We start from the raw sequence: 16,053 nt of genomic DNA on the forward strand, positions 1-16,053 counted from the left end.
TAGTAAATGATTGGTTCAGTATGGAATAAGTGGGATTTACACATTCATTCTCCAATGACTCATCAAGCGAATGGGTATGGTGATACAACTATTGAAGAATATGTTGCCAAGCTTAAGGAACACCAACTTTCATTAGTAGGAATAACCAATTATTTTTATTTTGAAGATAGTGAATTGGAGATTATTCGTGAAGAAATAACTAAGCAACTAGCTCCAATAACAGTTTTAGGCAATATTGAGTTTAGAATTAACCAACAAAATAAAGATGGTGAATGGATTAATGTCCATTGCTTATTTTCTCAAACAAAAACAACTGAAGCTATAAATACTGCTTTATCGACCTTGCCTTTGGTAAATACTACATTTGAAAATAAAACTATCTATTGTGCTCATAGTTCAATGGATAGAGCAGGTCTCCAACTATCAGATGCAATAGTTGATTTTAAATTGCTATTACAACATTTAAGTGATCATTTAACTTTTGGCTTAGATTACTTGATAGCTGTTTGTCCAAACGGTTATGGTGGTTTTAGACCTGATATGAAAGAAGGTAGATCTCGTGCTTTAGCAATCGAAATAGAGAAGCAAGGTCAAATCATTTTAGCGCGAGCAGAAGATAGAGATTTCTTTTTAAACAATCTCAATCGATACGATGGAGCGTTACCAAAACCAGTATTCGCTTGTTCAGATGCTCATAGCTTAGATGGTCATGGCGAGTCAGACAATCGAAGCTTTGGTATTGGTGAAAATTATACTTGGATAAAGGCAAAGCCAACTTTTGAAGGTTTGCGGCAAACTTTAATAGAACCTGACTCTCGTGTTCAACAAACGGATGACTTTACTGAATTAACTTTTCAGAAACCAAGGTTTAAATCTGTGCGTTTAGGAGGAGAAATATTCCCTAATCAAATTATAAAATTTGAGCCTAGTATTATTGATTTAAATCCGAACATGGTTGCCATTATTGGCGGTAGAGGCACAGGGAAAAGCTTGTTTTTAGATTCAATGCATTCGTTATTTAATAATAATTCTCAATCTGAGAATGCTAGGGAAGTCAAAGTAGAAGCATTAAGTATTGACCTTGACCAAGGGGATGGCACAGAAATTACATTTAATGATACTGATCATACCTACTCATATTTACACGTATCTCAAGGAGATATTCAAAAATATAGTAAAGAACCTGTTTTATTAAGCGATGAAATTAAAAGAATGCTTAATATTCTTAATGTAAGTTTTGACAAAGTTATTACCGATGAACTTACTGAAATAATAGGAAAATATAGAGGTTTTGTTGAATATTGGGAACAAACGAACCATCAAAATGAGCGAGTTAATACAACTGGGTTTCAGAGTAAATTAATTAAGCAACATAAAAAATTAATTGGGACTTTAACAAACTCTCAAAATAATAAACTTATTCAACAGTATCAAGAAAACTCGCAGTTAATTAATAATAATAAAACGCTAATAGAGGGGTTGAGAGGAATACTTTCGACAATTGATAGATACTCAAATGAAATTAATCAAAAGATTAATCAAACAAATGATAGAAATGAACTTTTAAGTCCAATCCCTGAAATTGCAGTTGATGAATCAACTGATTCAATCAAACAAAACATTCAACACTTTAGTACTCAAATTCAAATGCTTACGACTAAAAATGATGAAATTATTGTTAATTTTAAAGAGCAAGGAATTAACCAAGATATTTCATCGCTACTTTCAAAGGTATCCGAGTCTCAATTAATTATTGATACAGCAAATTCAAAGCTTAGTGAAATTGAAGAAAAATCACGACAAGGACTTGCTTACGTTGAAAGACGTGCTGAATTGGTATTGGAATATAAAAGCTTTTTAGATTCTAAAAAGAAAAGCATTGATGATGCATTCGCCAGTTTAAAGGCGAAAAAAGCCGAATGGGATGAAAACCAGAATAATTTAGTAATGGGGATACTTTCGGATATTCATATTGAAGGCTCAGTTATTTTTAATGCACAAGCATTTTATGAAGGAATTGAAAATTGCATCAACAAAGGGAAGTTTAGAAGCTCACAGGGAAAGACCTCTATTCAACGCTTAAAAGAAACCTTTAATGTTAACTCTACGGAAGATTTCTTTGAATTAATTGCAGGAAATAAACAAATTAATTGTGAAGGTGACCCGGAACAAATTACGATTGAAAGTTTTTTTTGGAAGTCAGAATATTTTAATCAAGGTGGTAGATTTGAACTCCTCAATTATCTTTTTTCACCAGAGAGTATTAAAAATTACTTGTATGTAAATGCAGAGTTTGAATATAAGGGTAAAACTGTCGATAAGTTAAGTGTAGGACAGCGAGGTACATTTTATGTCTGTTTAAAATTGGCTACTGACCCATTTGGTAGTCCATTCGTCTTTGACCAGCCAGAAGATGACTTAGACAATGAATTCATAATGGAGCAACTTGTTCCATTATTTAGGGAAATTAAAAAATACCGTCAAGTAATAATTGTTACTCATAATGCAAATTTAGTTGTTAATACTGATGCAGAACAGATTATCGTTGCATCAAATGAAGGCGAAGTTATTAGTTATGAAGCTGGCGCTTTGGAGGATGGGTGTGTAATAAGTAATGAAGGAACTAGAGCCAGTATTTGTAACATTCTTGAAGGCGGCAGTTATGCCTTTGAAAAACGCGAACGCAAATATGGCATTCAAGCCCTTGTCAATTAAGAGTTTCACCTGTTTGGAAATAAATTCACTGAATCTGAAACCTACAGCCCTAACCCAGCACATAAAAACAAATTTGAGATTTAAAGATAACTGTATATACTGACATCAACTGTATAGAAAAACAGGCTGTTTATGCGTCCACTAACTGCACGACAAGAAGAAGTACTCCAACTAATCAAAAATACTATGTTGGATACAGGTATGCCACCTACTCGGGCTGAAATTGCTCGAGAATTAGGTTTTAAATCCGCTAATGCTGCGGAAGAACATTTAAAAGCGCTGGCTCGTAAAGGTGTAATAGAAATATTGCCTGGCACGTCCCGTGGTATTAAATTGAATATACCCCTTGAAGACCAACTTGAAGAGCTTGGGTTACCTTTGATTGGTAGGGTAGCTGCAGGCGAGCCCATTTTGGCTCAAGAACATATTGAAGGGCATTATCGAGTGGATCCTAGCTTGTTTAAACCCAGCGCTGATTTCTTACTCCGTGTTAATGGTATGAGTATGAAAGATATTGGTATTTTAGATGGTGATTTGCTAGCAGTGCATCGCACCACTGATGTCCACAACGGACAGGTTGTAGTGGCCAGAGTGGATGAAGATGTCACTGTGAAACGACTTGAGAAAAAAGGCCGACAGGTGTTGTTGCATGCTGAAAACGAAGCGTTTTCTCCAATTAAAGTCGATTTGGCGACACAACCTTTCAATATCGAAGGTATCGCAGTTGGGGTTATTCGTAACGCTGATTGGATGTAATTTTGATGGGGCGTGTTATTTTTTAATAATGCGCCATTTTTAATGGCATTTTCACTTCTTTACCCACTTTGTAATCAATTTCCCTCCTTATTTCCGTTATTTATCATTTATTAACAATTTATTGTTTAAAAAACAATCAGTTGGTTGTAAGTTATATAAAAAAGCTAGACTATTAGCTATTAAATGAGCGACTCTTAACATTCCAGTAGTAAAAAATAACAAGAAATTAACTATGCGTTAACTCAAATGGTGGAGATAACTGTTTTAGAGTTGATGTTTCAGTGAAAAATAAAAAGTACGTTTAACGTATATGAGGTGCCATGTGAAAAGAATTTTGTTCAAGGCTGGAACGATGCTTACCGCATTGATGACAGCGCCGGTTTTTGCAGAAACAAGTGATAAAATTGAGCAATACCAGCTAAACATGACCAAAGGCGTCACAGATATCAGCGCTGGTGTCTACGACATGCATATGTTGATGTTTATTATCTGCGTAGTGATAGGTGCTGGTGTTTTTATCGCAATGTTTATCTCTATGTATTTCCATAGGAAATCTAGGGGCGCCAAGCCTGCTAACTTTCATGAAAGCGTAAAAGTTGAAATTGCCTGGACAGTGATCCCCTTTATTATTTTGATTTTTATGGCTGTCCCTGCGATGAACCTACTTATTGATATGGAAGATGCCAGTGAGCCTGATGTATCCATTTTAGTAACGGGTTCACAGTGGAAGTGGCATTATAAATATATGGATAATGACGTTGAGTATTATTCAAAAATGGCCACCCAAGCGGAGCAAATTTCAGGCAAACTGCCTAAAGGTGAAAATTATTTACTGGAAGTTGACCGCCCTCTCGTTATTCCTACTGGTCAAAAAGTACGTTTTCTTATTACCTCAGATGATGTAATCCATTCTTGGTGGGTGCCAGACTTTGGGTTCAAACAGGATGCTAATCCTGGCTTTATCAACGATGCGTGGACTAAGGTGAATGAGCCTGGTGTTTATCGAGGCCAATGTGCAGAGCTTTGTGGTAAAGATCATGGCTTTATGCCCATAGTAGTGATTGCCAAAGAACCTGCTGAATATGATAAGTGGATTTCAGAGCAACAAGCTATTCAAGAACGAGCCAAAGCAGAAGAGCAAAGGCTTTTGGCTATGAATATGACAATGGAAGAAGCAATGGATGCTGGCGAAAAAATCTACAACGCTAACTGCGCTGCTTGCCATATGCCAAATGGTGAAGGTTTACCGGGTGTGTTCCCAGCGTTAAAAGGCAGTCAAATTGCTATTGCAGACCAACCTAAGCATATCGATATTTTACTCAATGGTGTAACAGGAACGGCTATGCAAGCCTATTCTAAACAATTAACTATGTCTGAAATTGCCGCAGTGGTGACTTATGAGCGAAATGCTTGGGGTAACGATACTGGCGACTTAATACAAGCCAAAGACATCAATTCAGCCATGAACGGACAATAGGAGAAGGTGACCATGACAACAGCTACTGACAACACTCACATAGATGATCACCAGAATACTGGCCACCACGACGATGATCACCATGACCATCATATTCCTCCAGGTATAAAACGTTGGTTATATACCACCAACCACAAAGATATTGGTACCTTATATTTGTGGTTTGCATTCATCATGTTTTTAACTGGTGGTGCAATGGCTATGGTTATCCGCGCAGAATTGTTTCAACCTGGATTGCAAATAGTTGACCCTAATTTCTTTAATCAAATGACCACAGTTCATGGTTTAATTATGGTGTTTGGTGCGGTCATGCCCGCCTTTACAGGTCTCGCAAACTGGTTAATACCTATGATGATAGGGGCGCCAGATATGGCGTTGCCTCGAATGAATAACTGGAGCTTTTGGATTTTACCCTTTGCTTTCCTGATTCTTTTATCTTCTTTGTTTATGGAAGGTGGCGGCCCTGCTTTTGGTTGGACTTTCTATGCTCCTCTTTCTACGACTTATAGTAACGATGGCACTGCACTATTTGTGTTTGCTGTTCATATCATGGGTGCGTCGTCGATTATGGGCGCAATTAACGTTATTGTAACTATCTTCAATATGCGTGCGCCAGGTATGACTTGGATGAAAATGCCACTCTTTGTTTGGACCTGGCTAATTACTGCCTTTTTGTTAATTGCGGTAATGCCGGTTTTAGCAGGTGCAGTAACTATGGTGTTGACGGACAAATTCTTCGGAACCAGCTTCTTTGACGCAGCTGGTGGTGGCGATCCTGTCATGTTCCAGCATATTTTCTGGTTCTTTGGTCATCCAGAAGTGTACATAATGATTTTGCCTGCTTTTGGTATTATCTCGGCGATTGTGCCTACCTTTGCTCGCAAAAGGCTATTTGGGTATGCCTCTATGGTCTATGCGACGGCTTCTATCGCCTTGTTGTCATTTATCGTTTGGGCGCACCACATGTTTACAACAGGCATGCCAGTGGCCGCAGAGCTATTCTTTATGTTTGCTACTATGCTGATATCAGTCCCTACCGGTGTGAAGGTCTTTAACTGGGTTGCAACTATGTGGCGCGGGTCTATGACCTTCGAAGTGCCTATGTTGTTTGCAATCGCCTTTATTGTGTTATTTACCATAGGTGGTTTGTCGGGGTTAATGTTGGCAATTGTGCCGGTAGATTTCCAATATCATGATACTTACTTCGTGGTAGCACATTTCCATTATGTATTAGTGACTGGAGCCATATTCTCAATCATGGCGGCAGTGTATTACTGGTTGCCAAAATGGACCGGGAAAATGTTTCATATTGGCTTAGCCAAATGGCATTTTTGGTGTTCATTGGTTTCGGTAAATGTGTTGTTCTTCCCTATGCATTTTGTTGGATTGGCTGGTATGCCACGACGTATTCCAGATTATGCCTTGCAGTTTGCAGACTTTAATAAATGGATCAGTATTGGTGGTTTCGCTTTTGGTTTATCACAATTAATTTTCTTAGCATTGCTAATTAAAGCCTGCAAAAAACAAGGTGAGCCTGTTTCTGCCCAAGTGTGGGAAGGAGCGGAAGGCTTGGAATGGGAAATACCTTCTCCAGCGCCTTATCACACTTTTGAAACGCCACCTGTTGTTAAATAGGTAGAGATTTTTTCAATGAGCGAGTCAAACACACACAATAAAAACAACAGAATGGTACTTAAATTATTAGCCATTGTTGTGGGTATGTTTGGCTTCGGTTTTGCGCTTGTGCCTTTATATGATGTGCTTTGTGATGCATTGGGCATTAATGGCAAAACTTCAAATACTGCTGCCTTATATGAGTCGGTGGAAATTGATGAGAGCCGCTTAATTACAGTGGATTTTATTACGCGAATTAACACTGGTATGCCTTGGGAGTTTAGGGCAGAGACTAGGCAAGTTAAAGTGCATCCTGGTCAACTCAACCAAGTTAATTTTTACGTAAAAAATCCAGCAACGACTGACATTGTTGGTCAAGCAGTACCATCAGTATCGCCCGGGCCAGCGGCGTTATACATGAATAAAACGGAATGTTTTTGTTTCGAGCAACAAAAGTTACAGGCTGGGGAAGAAATGTTGATGCCAATGAAATTTTATGTCGACCCTCAACTGCCTGAAAATATTACCTATTTTACTGTGCAATATACTCTATACAACGTCACTGCAACAGCAGATGTTGTTGCAATGAATTGAGAATGAAGGAGAACACAATGTCAGAAAAAGAATACGAAAAATACTATGTTCCCGCAGAAAGTCCTTGGCCCTTTATGGGCGCCGTTGCGCTATTTTTAATGGCTGTTGGGGCGGGCAATTTTGTAATTGAAAGTACCCGCGGTAAAGAAGGCTATGGTGCTTATATTTTAGGTGCGGGTTTTATAGTGTTGATTGCCATGTTGGTAGGTTGGTTTAGAAATCAAATACATGAATCTATGAGTGGTATGTACAGTGCTCAGCTGGGGCGTTCTTATCGACAAGGTATGTCTTGGTTCATTTTTTCAGAAGTGATGTTCTTTGGCGCATTTTTTGGGGCTTTGTTTTACGCTAGATTTATTTCTGTGCCATGGTTAGGCGGTGCATCGAATAACGATATGACTGGCGAAGTATTATGGCCTGCTTTTGAAGCTATTTGGCCACTTGTACAAACACCTGGCGGCCTCACAACAGAAGCGATGCCTTGGACGGGTTTGCCTCTGATTAACACTGTGTTACTGCTTACTTCCTCAGTGACTTGTCACTATGCACATGTTGCGCTAGAAAATAACAACCGTGGCAAACTCAAGCTAATGCTTGGTTTAACTGTATTGCTGGGCGCTATTTTTATGGTGATGCAGGTTGAGGAATATATTCATGCCTATACTGAAATGAATCTAACTTTACAATCCGGTGTTTACGGCAATACGTTCTTTTTATTAACTGGATTCCATGGTTTTCACGTTACTCTTGGCGCAATAATTCTTTTTATTATGTTACTTCGAGTCTTCAAAGGACACTTCACTCCCGATAACCATTTTGCTTTTATGGCCGCTAGTTGGTATTGGCATTTTGTTGATGTCGTTTGGGTCATACTCTTTGCTGTTGTGTATATCTTTTAGCGAAGCGAATGAGTAGAGTAAAGAGCCACTGAATTGCAGTGGCTCTTTACAATATTTAGTGTGGTGTTGGGTTTGGAGTAATGAGCCCTGTGGCAACAGCCAATAGAATAAGTGCAACAATAATGGCTGATGTAAGTACTCTTCGGCCAATATACTTACTCATAGAAGGACCATTTGGATTGTCTTTGAGCATAATCATCATGGCTTTAAATAAATTGAACACCATAAATACTAATAACCCGCCAACAAGTATTTTGATTAACATCTATTTACTCCTAAAGATATCCTAAGCTGAAATGTGGACTTTTCTTTCGCGTTTACCCATTGTAGCTACCTTAGTAACTTTTGTATGTGTTGTCATTATGTTTGCCTTAGGAAGTTGGCAATTACAAAGGGCAGAGCAAAAAACGCAGCGATTATTAGCTTTAGAACAAGCTGGTAATACTGCCCAAGTCGATTTACAACAAGTGTTAGGCAGTAATCTAGATAATATGCTCGATATGCCAATCAGTTTTGAGGGCACCGCAGAAGTCACTCGATTTTTTTTGGTGGATAATAAGATCCATAAAGGTAGGGTGGGCTACCAAGTACTAGTGCCTTTGCAAACGACTTCAGGCACTATTATTGCCAACTTTGGTTGGGTCGCAGCCACTAATAGCAGAGAAATTTTACCAAAGATTCAAATTGATGGCGAAAAGTCTCGTTATGCTGGTGTTATATCCTTGCCTTTAAATAACGCCATGGTAGAAGAAACGGCCCTAGTTGACGGTAATTGGCCAAAGGTTATACAACAAGTAGATCTCAAGGTGATTCAGCAACATTATAATCAACAGATATTACCTTTTGTGGTGCTTTTAAATGCACAGCAACATTCAGCTTTTGTAAGAGATTGGCAAGCTGTGGTGATGGCGCCAGAAAAACACTTAGCTTACGCAGTACAATGGTTTTTATTGGCATTTGCCGCGTTAGCCGTATTTATGATTGCCCAAAGAAATAAATTTAAAAGGAATAAAAAGTGAGTACCACCAAAAAAAATAATAAAACAATGATGTTGCTCCTAGCTGCTGTTTTTATACTACCTGTATTGTTGGCAAAACTTGCCCTAGACAATGGCTGGTTTAATCAAGGTGTGACCAATAAAGGTGAGCTGATTTCACCTCCAATAGACATGAGCGTTTTACAAAGTACACAACAGGAACCCAAGTGGAAGTTAATCTACGTTTTACCCCAAGACTGCTCTTTAGATTGTGAAAATGCCTTATATAGTATTGCTCAAGTGCATAGCGCTTTAGGTAAAGAAAGTGATAGAGCTGAAGTGGTGGTTATTTCCCATGAACAAAGTAATCTAGCGCAGCTCGCGGTACTGACAAAAAAACAAAATATCCGTTTGTTAAGTACCGACTTAAAAAGTCTACAACAAGTGTTTAAAGAAACCACCACTGATGGTATTTTCATTGCTGATACTCTAAATAATGTGTTTTTGCGTTATCCATTACAAACTGATAAAGAACAAGCGATTCTGCATAGTCGTGATATTTTGTCGGATATGCGCAAGGTACTTAAACTGTCGCGTATTGGCTAGAGGATACTTAGATGAAAAAGTTGGTGTTTTTTAGCATTCTTTTAGCCATGGTGGTGATTGTACTTGGTGCATACACTCGCTTAACTGACGCTGGTTTGGGATGTCCTGACTGGCCAGGTTGTTATGGTCATCTAAGTTTTTCTAACACCACTAAAAATATCGAAATAGCACAACAAGCTTTCCCAGAACGCCCCTTTGAAGAACACAAAGCATGGAATGAGATGATTCATCGTTACTTTGCTAGTGCTTTGGGTTTTTTAATATTGGTTATTTTCATTAACAGCTTATTTAGTCGAGCCTATAATAAACCGGTAAAATTACCACTTTTGCTGGTATTTCTAGTCTGTTTCCAAGGTGCTTTGGGCATGTGGACAGTGACCCTTAATTTATTACCCATAGTCGTAATGGGGCATTTATTAGGCGGTTTTACAGTTCTTTCTTGTTTGTTCTTACTGTACTTAAGGCTTACACCCTACCGCATTCCTGGTGGTGACCAGAGAACACGTCAGTTCGGGAAATACGCGATTTTAGGCATAATCATATTGATTGGACAAATTGCGTTAGGAGGTTGGACATCCGCAAACTACGCGGCGCTCGCGTGCACTGAGTTACCTATTTGTGAAGGTACTTGGTATGAGAGACTAGACTTTGCAGGGGCTTTTAGTATTCCTGAGGCTGAAAATTACGAATTTGGTGCCCATGATTATGATGAACGTATGACTATGCATATTGTGCATAGACTAGGCGCGTTGATTACCTTTTTGTATTTATCTTGGTTAGGTATCAGGTTGTATGCGGTAGCTAGCTCAAGCTTTATTAAAAGATTGTCTGCCTTAATGGTAGTAGTTATGGGTGTACAGATTATTTTAGGTGTAAGCAATGTAGTATTTAGTTTACCCGTTGCTGTAGCTGTGATGCATAACGCCGTAGCAGCCTGCCTGTTGTTGGTGTTAGTCGCCATTAGTTACACGCTGTATCGTAAAACTTAGGAGAAAAAGGTGAGTAAGGGCGTGACCGCAAGTCAACAAAACAATCAATTTAATTTATGGTCTACTTGCCAAGATTATTATGAATTAACCAAACCCAAAGTTGTGTTATTACTATTATTAACTGCTTTGGTTGGTATGTGTTTAGCCAGTGATAGTTGGATAAGTTGGCAGATTTTTATTGCTGGATTAACGGGTATCGGATTTTTATCTTCAGCAGCAGCTGTGGTCAACCATGTGGTGGATCGAAAAATAGACGGCAAGATGGCGCGTACCTTTAATCGCCCGGTAGCCAAAGGTAAAGTGAGTCCACAAAAAGCACTCATTTTTGCTGCATTTTTAACTGTGGTTGGTTATATCATTCTCGAATTATGGGTTAATCGTTTAACAGCTTTGTTAACGCTTGCAGGTTTGCTTGGGTATGCTGTGGTTTATACCATGTATTTAAAACGTGCTACGCCGCAAAATATTGTCATTGGTGGCCTAGCAGGCGCGATCCCGCCATTATTGGGTTGGACATCGGTTACCGGGGAGGTTCACGCTCACGCTTTGTTGTTAGTGCTTATTGTCTTTATCTGGACGCCACCACATTTTTGGGCCTTGGCTATTCATCGTGAAAAAGACTATGCCAAAGCACAAATACCTATGCTACCAGTGACCCACGGTATCGATTTTACTAAAACCTCCATTCTGTTGTACACGGTTTTACTTTGCGTTGTGTGTTTGCTGCCTTATTTAATTGGCATGACTGGTTTGATATACCTTATTGGTTCTACTTTGTTAAATGCAGGGTTTTTATATTACGCATGGAAGTTAAAATTTATTGCCACCGATAAAACGGCAATGCAAACATTTAAGTTTTCAATTATTCATCTCATGGTGCTGTTTGTGGTGCTCTTAGTTGATCATTATTTGCGGTTCACAATATGAGTAAATTTCAAGCAGGTCTAATTGCGTTCATTGCTCTAATTATAGGCATAGTGGTGGCCATCTTTATCGCTCCCCCAGGAAGCGATAAAGAAACCCAATATGTGAGTCTGTATCCCGCTGCTAGAGTGTTACCAGATTTTCAGTTAGTAGATCATAATGACCAGGTATTCACTGCAAAAAATTTACAAGGGCACTGGAGTCTAGTGTTTGTTGGTTATACCTATTGCCCAGATATTTGCCCGACTACCTTGGCAGAATTAAAAGGTATCTATCCGGAATTACAAAACATACCCGCAGACTTTCCAATTCAAGTCATTTTAGTGTCCGTGGATCCTAAACGTGATACGCCAGAACGTTTAAACGAATATATCAATTTTTTCCACACTGACTTTATTGCCGTTAGTGGAGAGCATGCGCAGTTATTCCCTTTGGTGCGAGCTATGGGGATGATGTATTCCATGTCTGAAAGTACCGATAACCCAAACTATTTGGTAGATCACAGCTCCTCTGTGGTGGTAGTCAATCCAAAGGCTCAAGTTGTGGGGCGTTTTAAGCCCGACTTTGTTGTGGGAAAGTTACCCATTAGCGAAGGGCAAAAAATACTCGCAGATATGCCGGCAATTGTTGCCCAATAAACAGTGATGCCATGAAGATTAGGCAAGCTCATCAAGGAGATGCCAAAGCTTTAGGGGCCTTAGTTTTTTCTTCTGCCCCTATTGCTATTAGCGCAATATTTGATATTAACCATGAGTTGTCAGCGGCAAATTTTTTACAAAGCTGTTTATTAAACGCTGATGGTCAATACGGCTATAACAATCACTGGGTTGCCGAGGTCGACAAGTTAGTTGTTGGCTGTTTGAGCGCATGGCACACTGAATTACCCAAGTCTTTTCACCAGACTACTTTGGCCGCGCTAACGAAATTTTACGGCATTGCTCATACCTTATCCGTACTGCAGTCGAGCCAAGCTTTACAAGATTGTATCCCCAAACCTAAAGAGCATGAATGGTGTATTGGTCATTTTGGTGTGTCTGAACAACATCAAAGAAAAGGTGTTGGAACGGCATTATTAGAGTACATGCAGCAGCAAGCGCTAAACTTTGGCAAGTCTGAGTTATGTCTTGATGTGGAAAGTATCAATACGCAAGCAGTCAATTTTTATTTAGGCCATGGGTTTATAAAAAAAGGCGAATCGGCGGTAAGCCCAAGCATGCAAACCTTAGGCATTGGCTCCTATTTTCATCTAAGCAAACTGCTAATCTAACCAATTACCCTCAGCTGTGGCCATGAAAAAAGGCTGTGAATACCAATAATACCTCCCTTTTTTCTGCATACTAGGAGCGGTACAGTTGACCCTATGCCTGCCCGGTTGCGTGATAGAATTTATTTTTATTGAAATGGTATTTTTACTCAATGATTTGTCTAGCACCTGACCATTCTGAAAGCAGTTGATTTGTTGTGGGGAAAGGTCATCAGTTTTAACATTAAAAGTTACCACCTGATTGTGAAAAGGTGGCATAACCTTAGGGTCTTTCATGTAAACGTCTGACACTGGCATGGCTAAACTATTCAATTTTACTTCTAAAGTTTGAATATTACTGTATACCCCAGCGGCGGGATATCGTGGCAATGCAGCAAAATCACTGTATGAAGCAATAGCGCCACTGTGCTGAGCAAATCCTACGTAACCTTGTGCCCTGAGTCGCCTTTTTAATTGATCGTCAAATTCTCCATATGGATAAGCAAAATATTTTAGACTGTAGCCAAGGTGTTGCTGCAATATTTTTTCGGCATCATCAATATCCTGCATAGTGCGATCAAGCCATTCTTGCTGAGATTCCCCGGCCTCTTTAGTGAGCATATGAGAGTGTTGTTTGCCATGATTGGCAAAACTCACATTTTCCTTGGCCATACGTTTTACTTGTTGCCAATTGAGTTGATAATTTACTTCACCTATAAGAGGTGGGTTCACAAAAATGGTATACGGAAATGCAAACTCCTTAAGGATAGGATGTGCATTATCATAAATATTGTCATAACCATCATCAAAGGTGATAACAACTGTTTTATCTGGTAATGGATGATTGTTTTGTAAGGCTTCAATAACTTGTTTGAGAGGTAATACACTATGATTATCAGCCAAATATTGCATATGTTGGCGAAAAGTCTCAGGTGAAACTGATGTTAACCTTGGGGTGGTTTTACTGACATGGTGATATAACAGTATGACTGCATTGTCTGTCGCCCAAGTATTTATGCTAAGCAGCGCACATGTTAAAGTCGCAACAATAATACTCCAATATTTCCTCATGCATTTCCTAATGATTACTAAATGAAAAACAATACTACTTTATCAAACTTCTTTCAGATTAGTCTGCATCAAAAGATTATTGTTATTGCGATACCAATGATTTTAAGTAATGTCACGACGCCTTTGATGGGATTAGTTGACACCGCAGTGTTGGGACACATGCAGGGGGCGCATTTTCTTGCTGGTGCGTCGGTCGCGTCTTTGATTATCACGCAACTGTACTGGTTATGTGGTTTTTTGAGAATGACGAGCACGGGACTAAGCGCACAAGCAAAAGGCAGTGCAGATCCCAATCAGCTAAACCAAAGTTTGTTTCAAGGTATGCTAATTAGTGTTGTGTTGGGTTGCTTTTTGTTGCTACTTAAAGATGGTATTTTAACCTTGGGGTTGTTCTTTGCTGATGCAAGTCCTGTTATTGAAGCCGTTATATCAGAGTATTTCTCGACCCGTATTTGGGGGGCGCCAGCTGCAATATTGAATTTGGTCCTAATTGGTTGGCTAATTGGTCAGCAGAAAGCCAAACAGGTGTTGCTTATACAAGTCTTAGCAAATCTATTGAATTTAGCCTTGAACCTTTGGTTTGTTTTTGGCTTAGGACTAGACGTATTTGGTGTGGCCCTTGCCAGCGTGGTGGCCGAGTATTTTATTGCCATAGTGAGCTTGACGGCTGCACTAAAGATTATTGGTAAACCATTAATACAAAAAAAATGGTTCTCACTTGTGTACCTTCGACCTTTATTATCTCTTAACGGTGATACATTTTTTCGTAATCTTGTCTTACAGGCTTGTATTGCCTTTCTTATTTTTAAGGGGGTGGGCTTTGGTTCAACTGCCGCGGCAATTAATGCCATTTTAATGCAATTTTTTACCCTAATTGCTCTCGGTCTTGATGGTGTCGCTTATGCCGCTGAAGCTTTAGTAGGTGAACAAAAAGGTAAAAAAAATGCCAAGGGTATTATTTACGTTACTTTACATGGGTTGTTATGGTCCAGTTTTGTGGCTGTACTTTATTCACTGGTTTTTGTGGCTTTGGGCAGTGAAATTATTTCGATTTTAACTGACCAGCCCAACCTGCAAATAGCCATGAAAGATTATTTAATGTATGTGTATTGTTTGCCCATCATTGCTCATTGGTGCTTCTTCTTTGATGGTGTTTTTGTGGGGTTAACACGGGCAAAAGCCATGCGAAATAGTATGTTGTTGTGTGGGTTAGTTGTTTATTTTCCCACTTTTTGGGTGTTTTTAGATGATGAAAATCAAGGTCTATGGTTAGCAATGTTACTTTTTTTACTGACTAGAGGAATCAGTTTAGGAGGTTACTTTATTTATCTTTGTCGAACTCAGAAGGTGGTGGTTTAAAGCTTGCGGTCATGCGGTGTGCCAAAATACCTAAATAACCTTTAATAGAATAATAGCTTCCCACAGCCAAGAGTACTAATCCGGGAATTTGAATAATAGGCACTATTTTAGTGCCTATTAATATCATGCCAGCGCCTAAGCAAAAAATGCCTAAGCCGCGTTTAAAAAAAGCCCAGCTTTTATTTGGATCTTCACCTAAACGCTGTAACCAGTTAATGCTAGTTTCCTTTCAGAGGTAGAGGTATATCTAGTAGTAAGAGTGCTCACCAGCTTGATGTTCAGTTGCGTCTTTAACGGCTGTTAATTCACCAGAAAATTGTTCTAACATTTGTTTTTCGATGCCGTCTTTTAAAGTGACATCGACTTGAGCACAACCGTTACAGCCTCCACCGAATAGTAATACGGCTTCTTTTTCTGCGGTGATCTCTACTAAGGTTACTTTACCGCCATGGCTGGCAAGTTGTGGGTTGATTTCGGCTTCAATCATATAACTGACTCGTTCAGCTAAGGGGGCATCGCTATCAACTTTACGTGCTTTAGCATTTGGCGCTTTAAGGGTAAGTTGAGAGCCCATTTGATCAGTGACAAAATCAATTTCAGCTTCTTCTAAGAAAGGTGCACTTTCCAAATCGACAACAGCATCAAAACCATTAAATTCCAATACAGTATCTGATTCTTCTACGGCATCTGGTGGACAATAAGATACGCCACACTCAGCACTAGGCGTACCAGGGCTAACTACAAACACTCGAATATTGGTGTCTGGTTCTTGGTTTGCGAGCAGCTTACAGAAATGTGCTTGCGCTGTTTCTGAAATATTAATCATGGGC

16 protein-coding genes are annotated in these 16,053 nt (G+C 39.2%); 13 read left to right on the forward strand and 3 right to left on the reverse strand.

Going from position 1 to position 16,053, the window contains the following annotated elements; genetic code table 11:
* The first annotated feature begins 6 nt into the window (after positions 1-6).
* From AAC000_RS04555 to AAC000_RS04580, 6 genes are all read left to right on the forward strand, one after another.
* Positions 7-2,715 (forward strand): TrlF family AAA-like ATPase, encoded by a 2,709-nt coding sequence (locus AAC000_RS04555; RefSeq protein WP_339720497.1) that lies wholly within the window; start codon positions 7-9, stop codon positions 2,713-2,715.
* A 132-nt stretch (positions 2,716-2,847) separates the two neighbouring features.
* Complete coding sequence (gene lexA, locus AAC000_RS04560) at positions 2,848-3,471, forward strand: transcriptional repressor LexA (RefSeq protein ID WP_339720498.1); 624 nt, start codon at positions 2,848-2,850, stop codon at positions 3,469-3,471.
* A 367-nt stretch (positions 3,472-3,838) separates the two neighbouring features.
* Positions 3,839-4,948 (forward strand): cytochrome c oxidase subunit II, encoded by a 1,110-nt coding sequence (gene coxB / locus AAC000_RS04565; RefSeq protein ID WP_339720903.1) that lies wholly within the window; start codon positions 3,839-3,841, stop codon positions 4,946-4,948.
* A 12-nt stretch (positions 4,949-4,960) separates the two neighbouring features.
* Positions 4,961-6,583, forward strand: a complete 1,623-nt coding sequence (gene ctaD / locus AAC000_RS04570) for a cytochrome c oxidase subunit I (RefSeq protein WP_339720499.1) — start codon at positions 4,961-4,963, stop codon at positions 6,581-6,583.
* 15 nt (positions 6,584-6,598) lie between these two features.
* Positions 6,599-7,156, forward strand: coding sequence for a cytochrome c oxidase assembly protein (locus AAC000_RS04575; RefSeq protein WP_339720501.1), 558 nt, complete (start codon positions 6,599-6,601; stop codon positions 7,154-7,156).
* 17 nt (positions 7,157-7,173) lie between these two features.
* The gene (locus AAC000_RS04580) at positions 7,174-8,055 is read left to right on the forward strand and encodes a cytochrome c oxidase subunit 3 (protein ID WP_339720502.1); all 882 of its coding nucleotides are present in this window, start codon (positions 7,174-7,176) and stop codon (positions 8,053-8,055) included.
* Positions 8,056-8,110: 55 nt separating this feature from the next.
* Here AAC000_RS04580 and AAC000_RS04585 read toward each other — a convergent pair whose 3' ends face one another.
* On the reverse strand, positions 8,111-8,320 hold the full coding sequence (locus tag AAC000_RS04585) for a DUF2909 domain-containing protein (protein WP_339720504.1): 210 nt from the start codon (positions 8,318-8,320) through the stop codon (positions 8,111-8,113).
* Between the two features lie 31 nt (positions 8,321-8,351).
* On the opposite strand from AAC000_RS04585, the gene AAC000_RS04590 reads away from it, so the two are divergent.
* Genes AAC000_RS04590 through AAC000_RS04615 form a run of 6 tightly spaced genes read left to right on the forward strand, consistent with a single transcriptional unit; the run spans position 8,352 to position 12,817 of the window.
* Entirely contained in the window at positions 8,352-9,074 is a 723-nt protein-coding gene (locus AAC000_RS04590) for an SURF1 family protein (RefSeq protein ID WP_339720506.1), read from the forward strand.
* Positions 9,071-9,637 carry a hypothetical protein gene (locus AAC000_RS04595; RefSeq protein ID WP_339720508.1) on the forward strand — a complete coding sequence of 189 codons (567 nt, stop codon included), beginning with the start codon at positions 9,071-9,073 and terminating at the stop codon, positions 9,635-9,637. The genes AAC000_RS04590 and AAC000_RS04595 overlap by 4 nt, the downstream gene beginning before the upstream one ends.
* Before the next feature lie 11 nt (positions 9,638-9,648).
* Positions 9,649-10,626 (forward strand): COX15/CtaA family protein, encoded by a 978-nt coding sequence (locus AAC000_RS04600; RefSeq protein ID WP_339720510.1) that lies wholly within the window; start codon positions 9,649-9,651, stop codon positions 10,624-10,626.
* A 9-nt stretch (positions 10,627-10,635) separates the two neighbouring features.
* Positions 10,636-11,553 carry a heme o synthase gene (gene cyoE / locus AAC000_RS04605; RefSeq protein WP_339720512.1) on the forward strand — a complete coding sequence of 306 codons (918 nt, stop codon included), beginning with the start codon at positions 10,636-10,638 and terminating at the stop codon, positions 11,551-11,553.
* On the forward strand, positions 11,550-12,188 hold the full coding sequence (locus tag AAC000_RS04610; protein ID WP_339720514.1) for an SCO family protein: 639 nt from the start codon (positions 11,550-11,552) through the stop codon (positions 12,186-12,188). Before cyoE ends, AAC000_RS04610 begins: the two co-directional genes overlap by 4 nt.
* Before the next feature lie 11 nt (positions 12,189-12,199).
* Positions 12,200-12,817, forward strand: coding sequence for a GNAT family N-acetyltransferase (locus AAC000_RS04615; protein ID WP_339720516.1), 618 nt, complete (start codon positions 12,200-12,202; stop codon positions 12,815-12,817).
* Here AAC000_RS04615 and AAC000_RS04620 read toward each other — a convergent pair.
* Positions 12,809-13,864 carry a polysaccharide deacetylase family protein gene (locus AAC000_RS04620; protein ID WP_339720518.1) on the reverse strand — a complete coding sequence of 352 codons (1,056 nt, stop codon included), beginning with the start codon at positions 13,862-13,864 and terminating at the stop codon, positions 12,809-12,811. The genes AAC000_RS04615 and AAC000_RS04620 overlap by 9 nt on opposite strands.
* Positions 13,865-13,885: 21 nt before the next feature.
* On the opposite strand from AAC000_RS04620, the gene AAC000_RS04625 reads away from it, so the two are divergent.
* Positions 13,886-15,223 (forward strand): MATE family efflux transporter, encoded by a 1,338-nt coding sequence (locus tag AAC000_RS04625; protein WP_339720520.1) that lies wholly within the window; start codon positions 13,886-13,888, stop codon positions 15,221-15,223.
* Between the two features lie 247 nt (positions 15,224-15,470).
* Here the strand turns inward: AAC000_RS04625 and nfuA are convergent, their stop codons facing one another.
* On the reverse strand, positions 15,471-16,049 hold the full coding sequence (gene nfuA / locus AAC000_RS04630) for a Fe-S biogenesis protein NfuA (protein WP_339720523.1): 579 nt from the start codon (positions 16,047-16,049) through the stop codon (positions 15,471-15,473).
* Positions 16,050-16,053: the final 4 nt, after the last annotated feature.

Origin of the sequence: uncultured Paraglaciecola sp., assembly GCF_963977085.1 — a bacterium.
Lineage (GTDB): Bacteria > Pseudomonadota > Gammaproteobacteria > Enterobacterales > Alteromonadaceae > Paraglaciecola.

Coding starts and splice junctions, on each gene's coding strand:
- AAC000_RS04555 (WP_339720497.1), top strand. CDS start 7: ATGATTGGTTCAGTATGGAATAAGTGGGATTTACACATTCATTCTCCA.
- lexA (WP_339720498.1), top strand. CDS start 2,848: ATGCGTCCACTAACTGCACGACAAGAAGAAGTACTCCAACTAATCAAA.
- coxB (WP_339720903.1), top strand. CDS start 3,839: ATGACAGCGCCGGTTTTTGCAGAAACAAGTGATAAAATTGAGCAATAC.
- ctaD (WP_339720499.1), top strand. CDS start 4,961: ATGACAACAGCTACTGACAACACTCACATAGATGATCACCAGAATACT.
- AAC000_RS04575 (WP_339720501.1), top strand. CDS start 6,599: ATGAGCGAGTCAAACACACACAATAAAAACAACAGAATGGTACTTAAA.
- AAC000_RS04580 (WP_339720502.1), top strand. CDS start 7,174: ATGTCAGAAAAAGAATACGAAAAATACTATGTTCCCGCAGAAAGTCCT.
- AAC000_RS04585 (WP_339720504.1), bottom strand. CDS start 8,320: ATGTTAATCAAAATACTTGTTGGCGGGTTATTAGTATTTATGGTGTTC.
- AAC000_RS04590 (WP_339720506.1), top strand. CDS start 8,352: ATGTGGACTTTTCTTTCGCGTTTACCCATTGTAGCTACCTTAGTAACT.
- AAC000_RS04600 (WP_339720510.1), top strand. CDS start 9,649: ATGAAAAAGTTGGTGTTTTTTAGCATTCTTTTAGCCATGGTGGTGATT.
- AAC000_RS04610 (WP_339720514.1), top strand. CDS start 11,550: ATGAGTAAATTTCAAGCAGGTCTAATTGCGTTCATTGCTCTAATTATA.
- AAC000_RS04615 (WP_339720516.1), top strand. CDS start 12,200: ATGAAGATTAGGCAAGCTCATCAAGGAGATGCCAAAGCTTTAGGGGCC.
- AAC000_RS04620 (WP_339720518.1), bottom strand. CDS start 13,864: ATGAGGAAATATTGGAGTATTATTGTTGCGACTTTAACATGTGCGCTG.
- AAC000_RS04625 (WP_339720520.1), top strand. CDS start 13,886: ATGAAAAACAATACTACTTTATCAAACTTCTTTCAGATTAGTCTGCAT.
- nfuA (WP_339720523.1), bottom strand. CDS start 16,049: ATGATTAATATTTCAGAAACAGCGCAAGCACATTTCTGTAAGCTGCTC.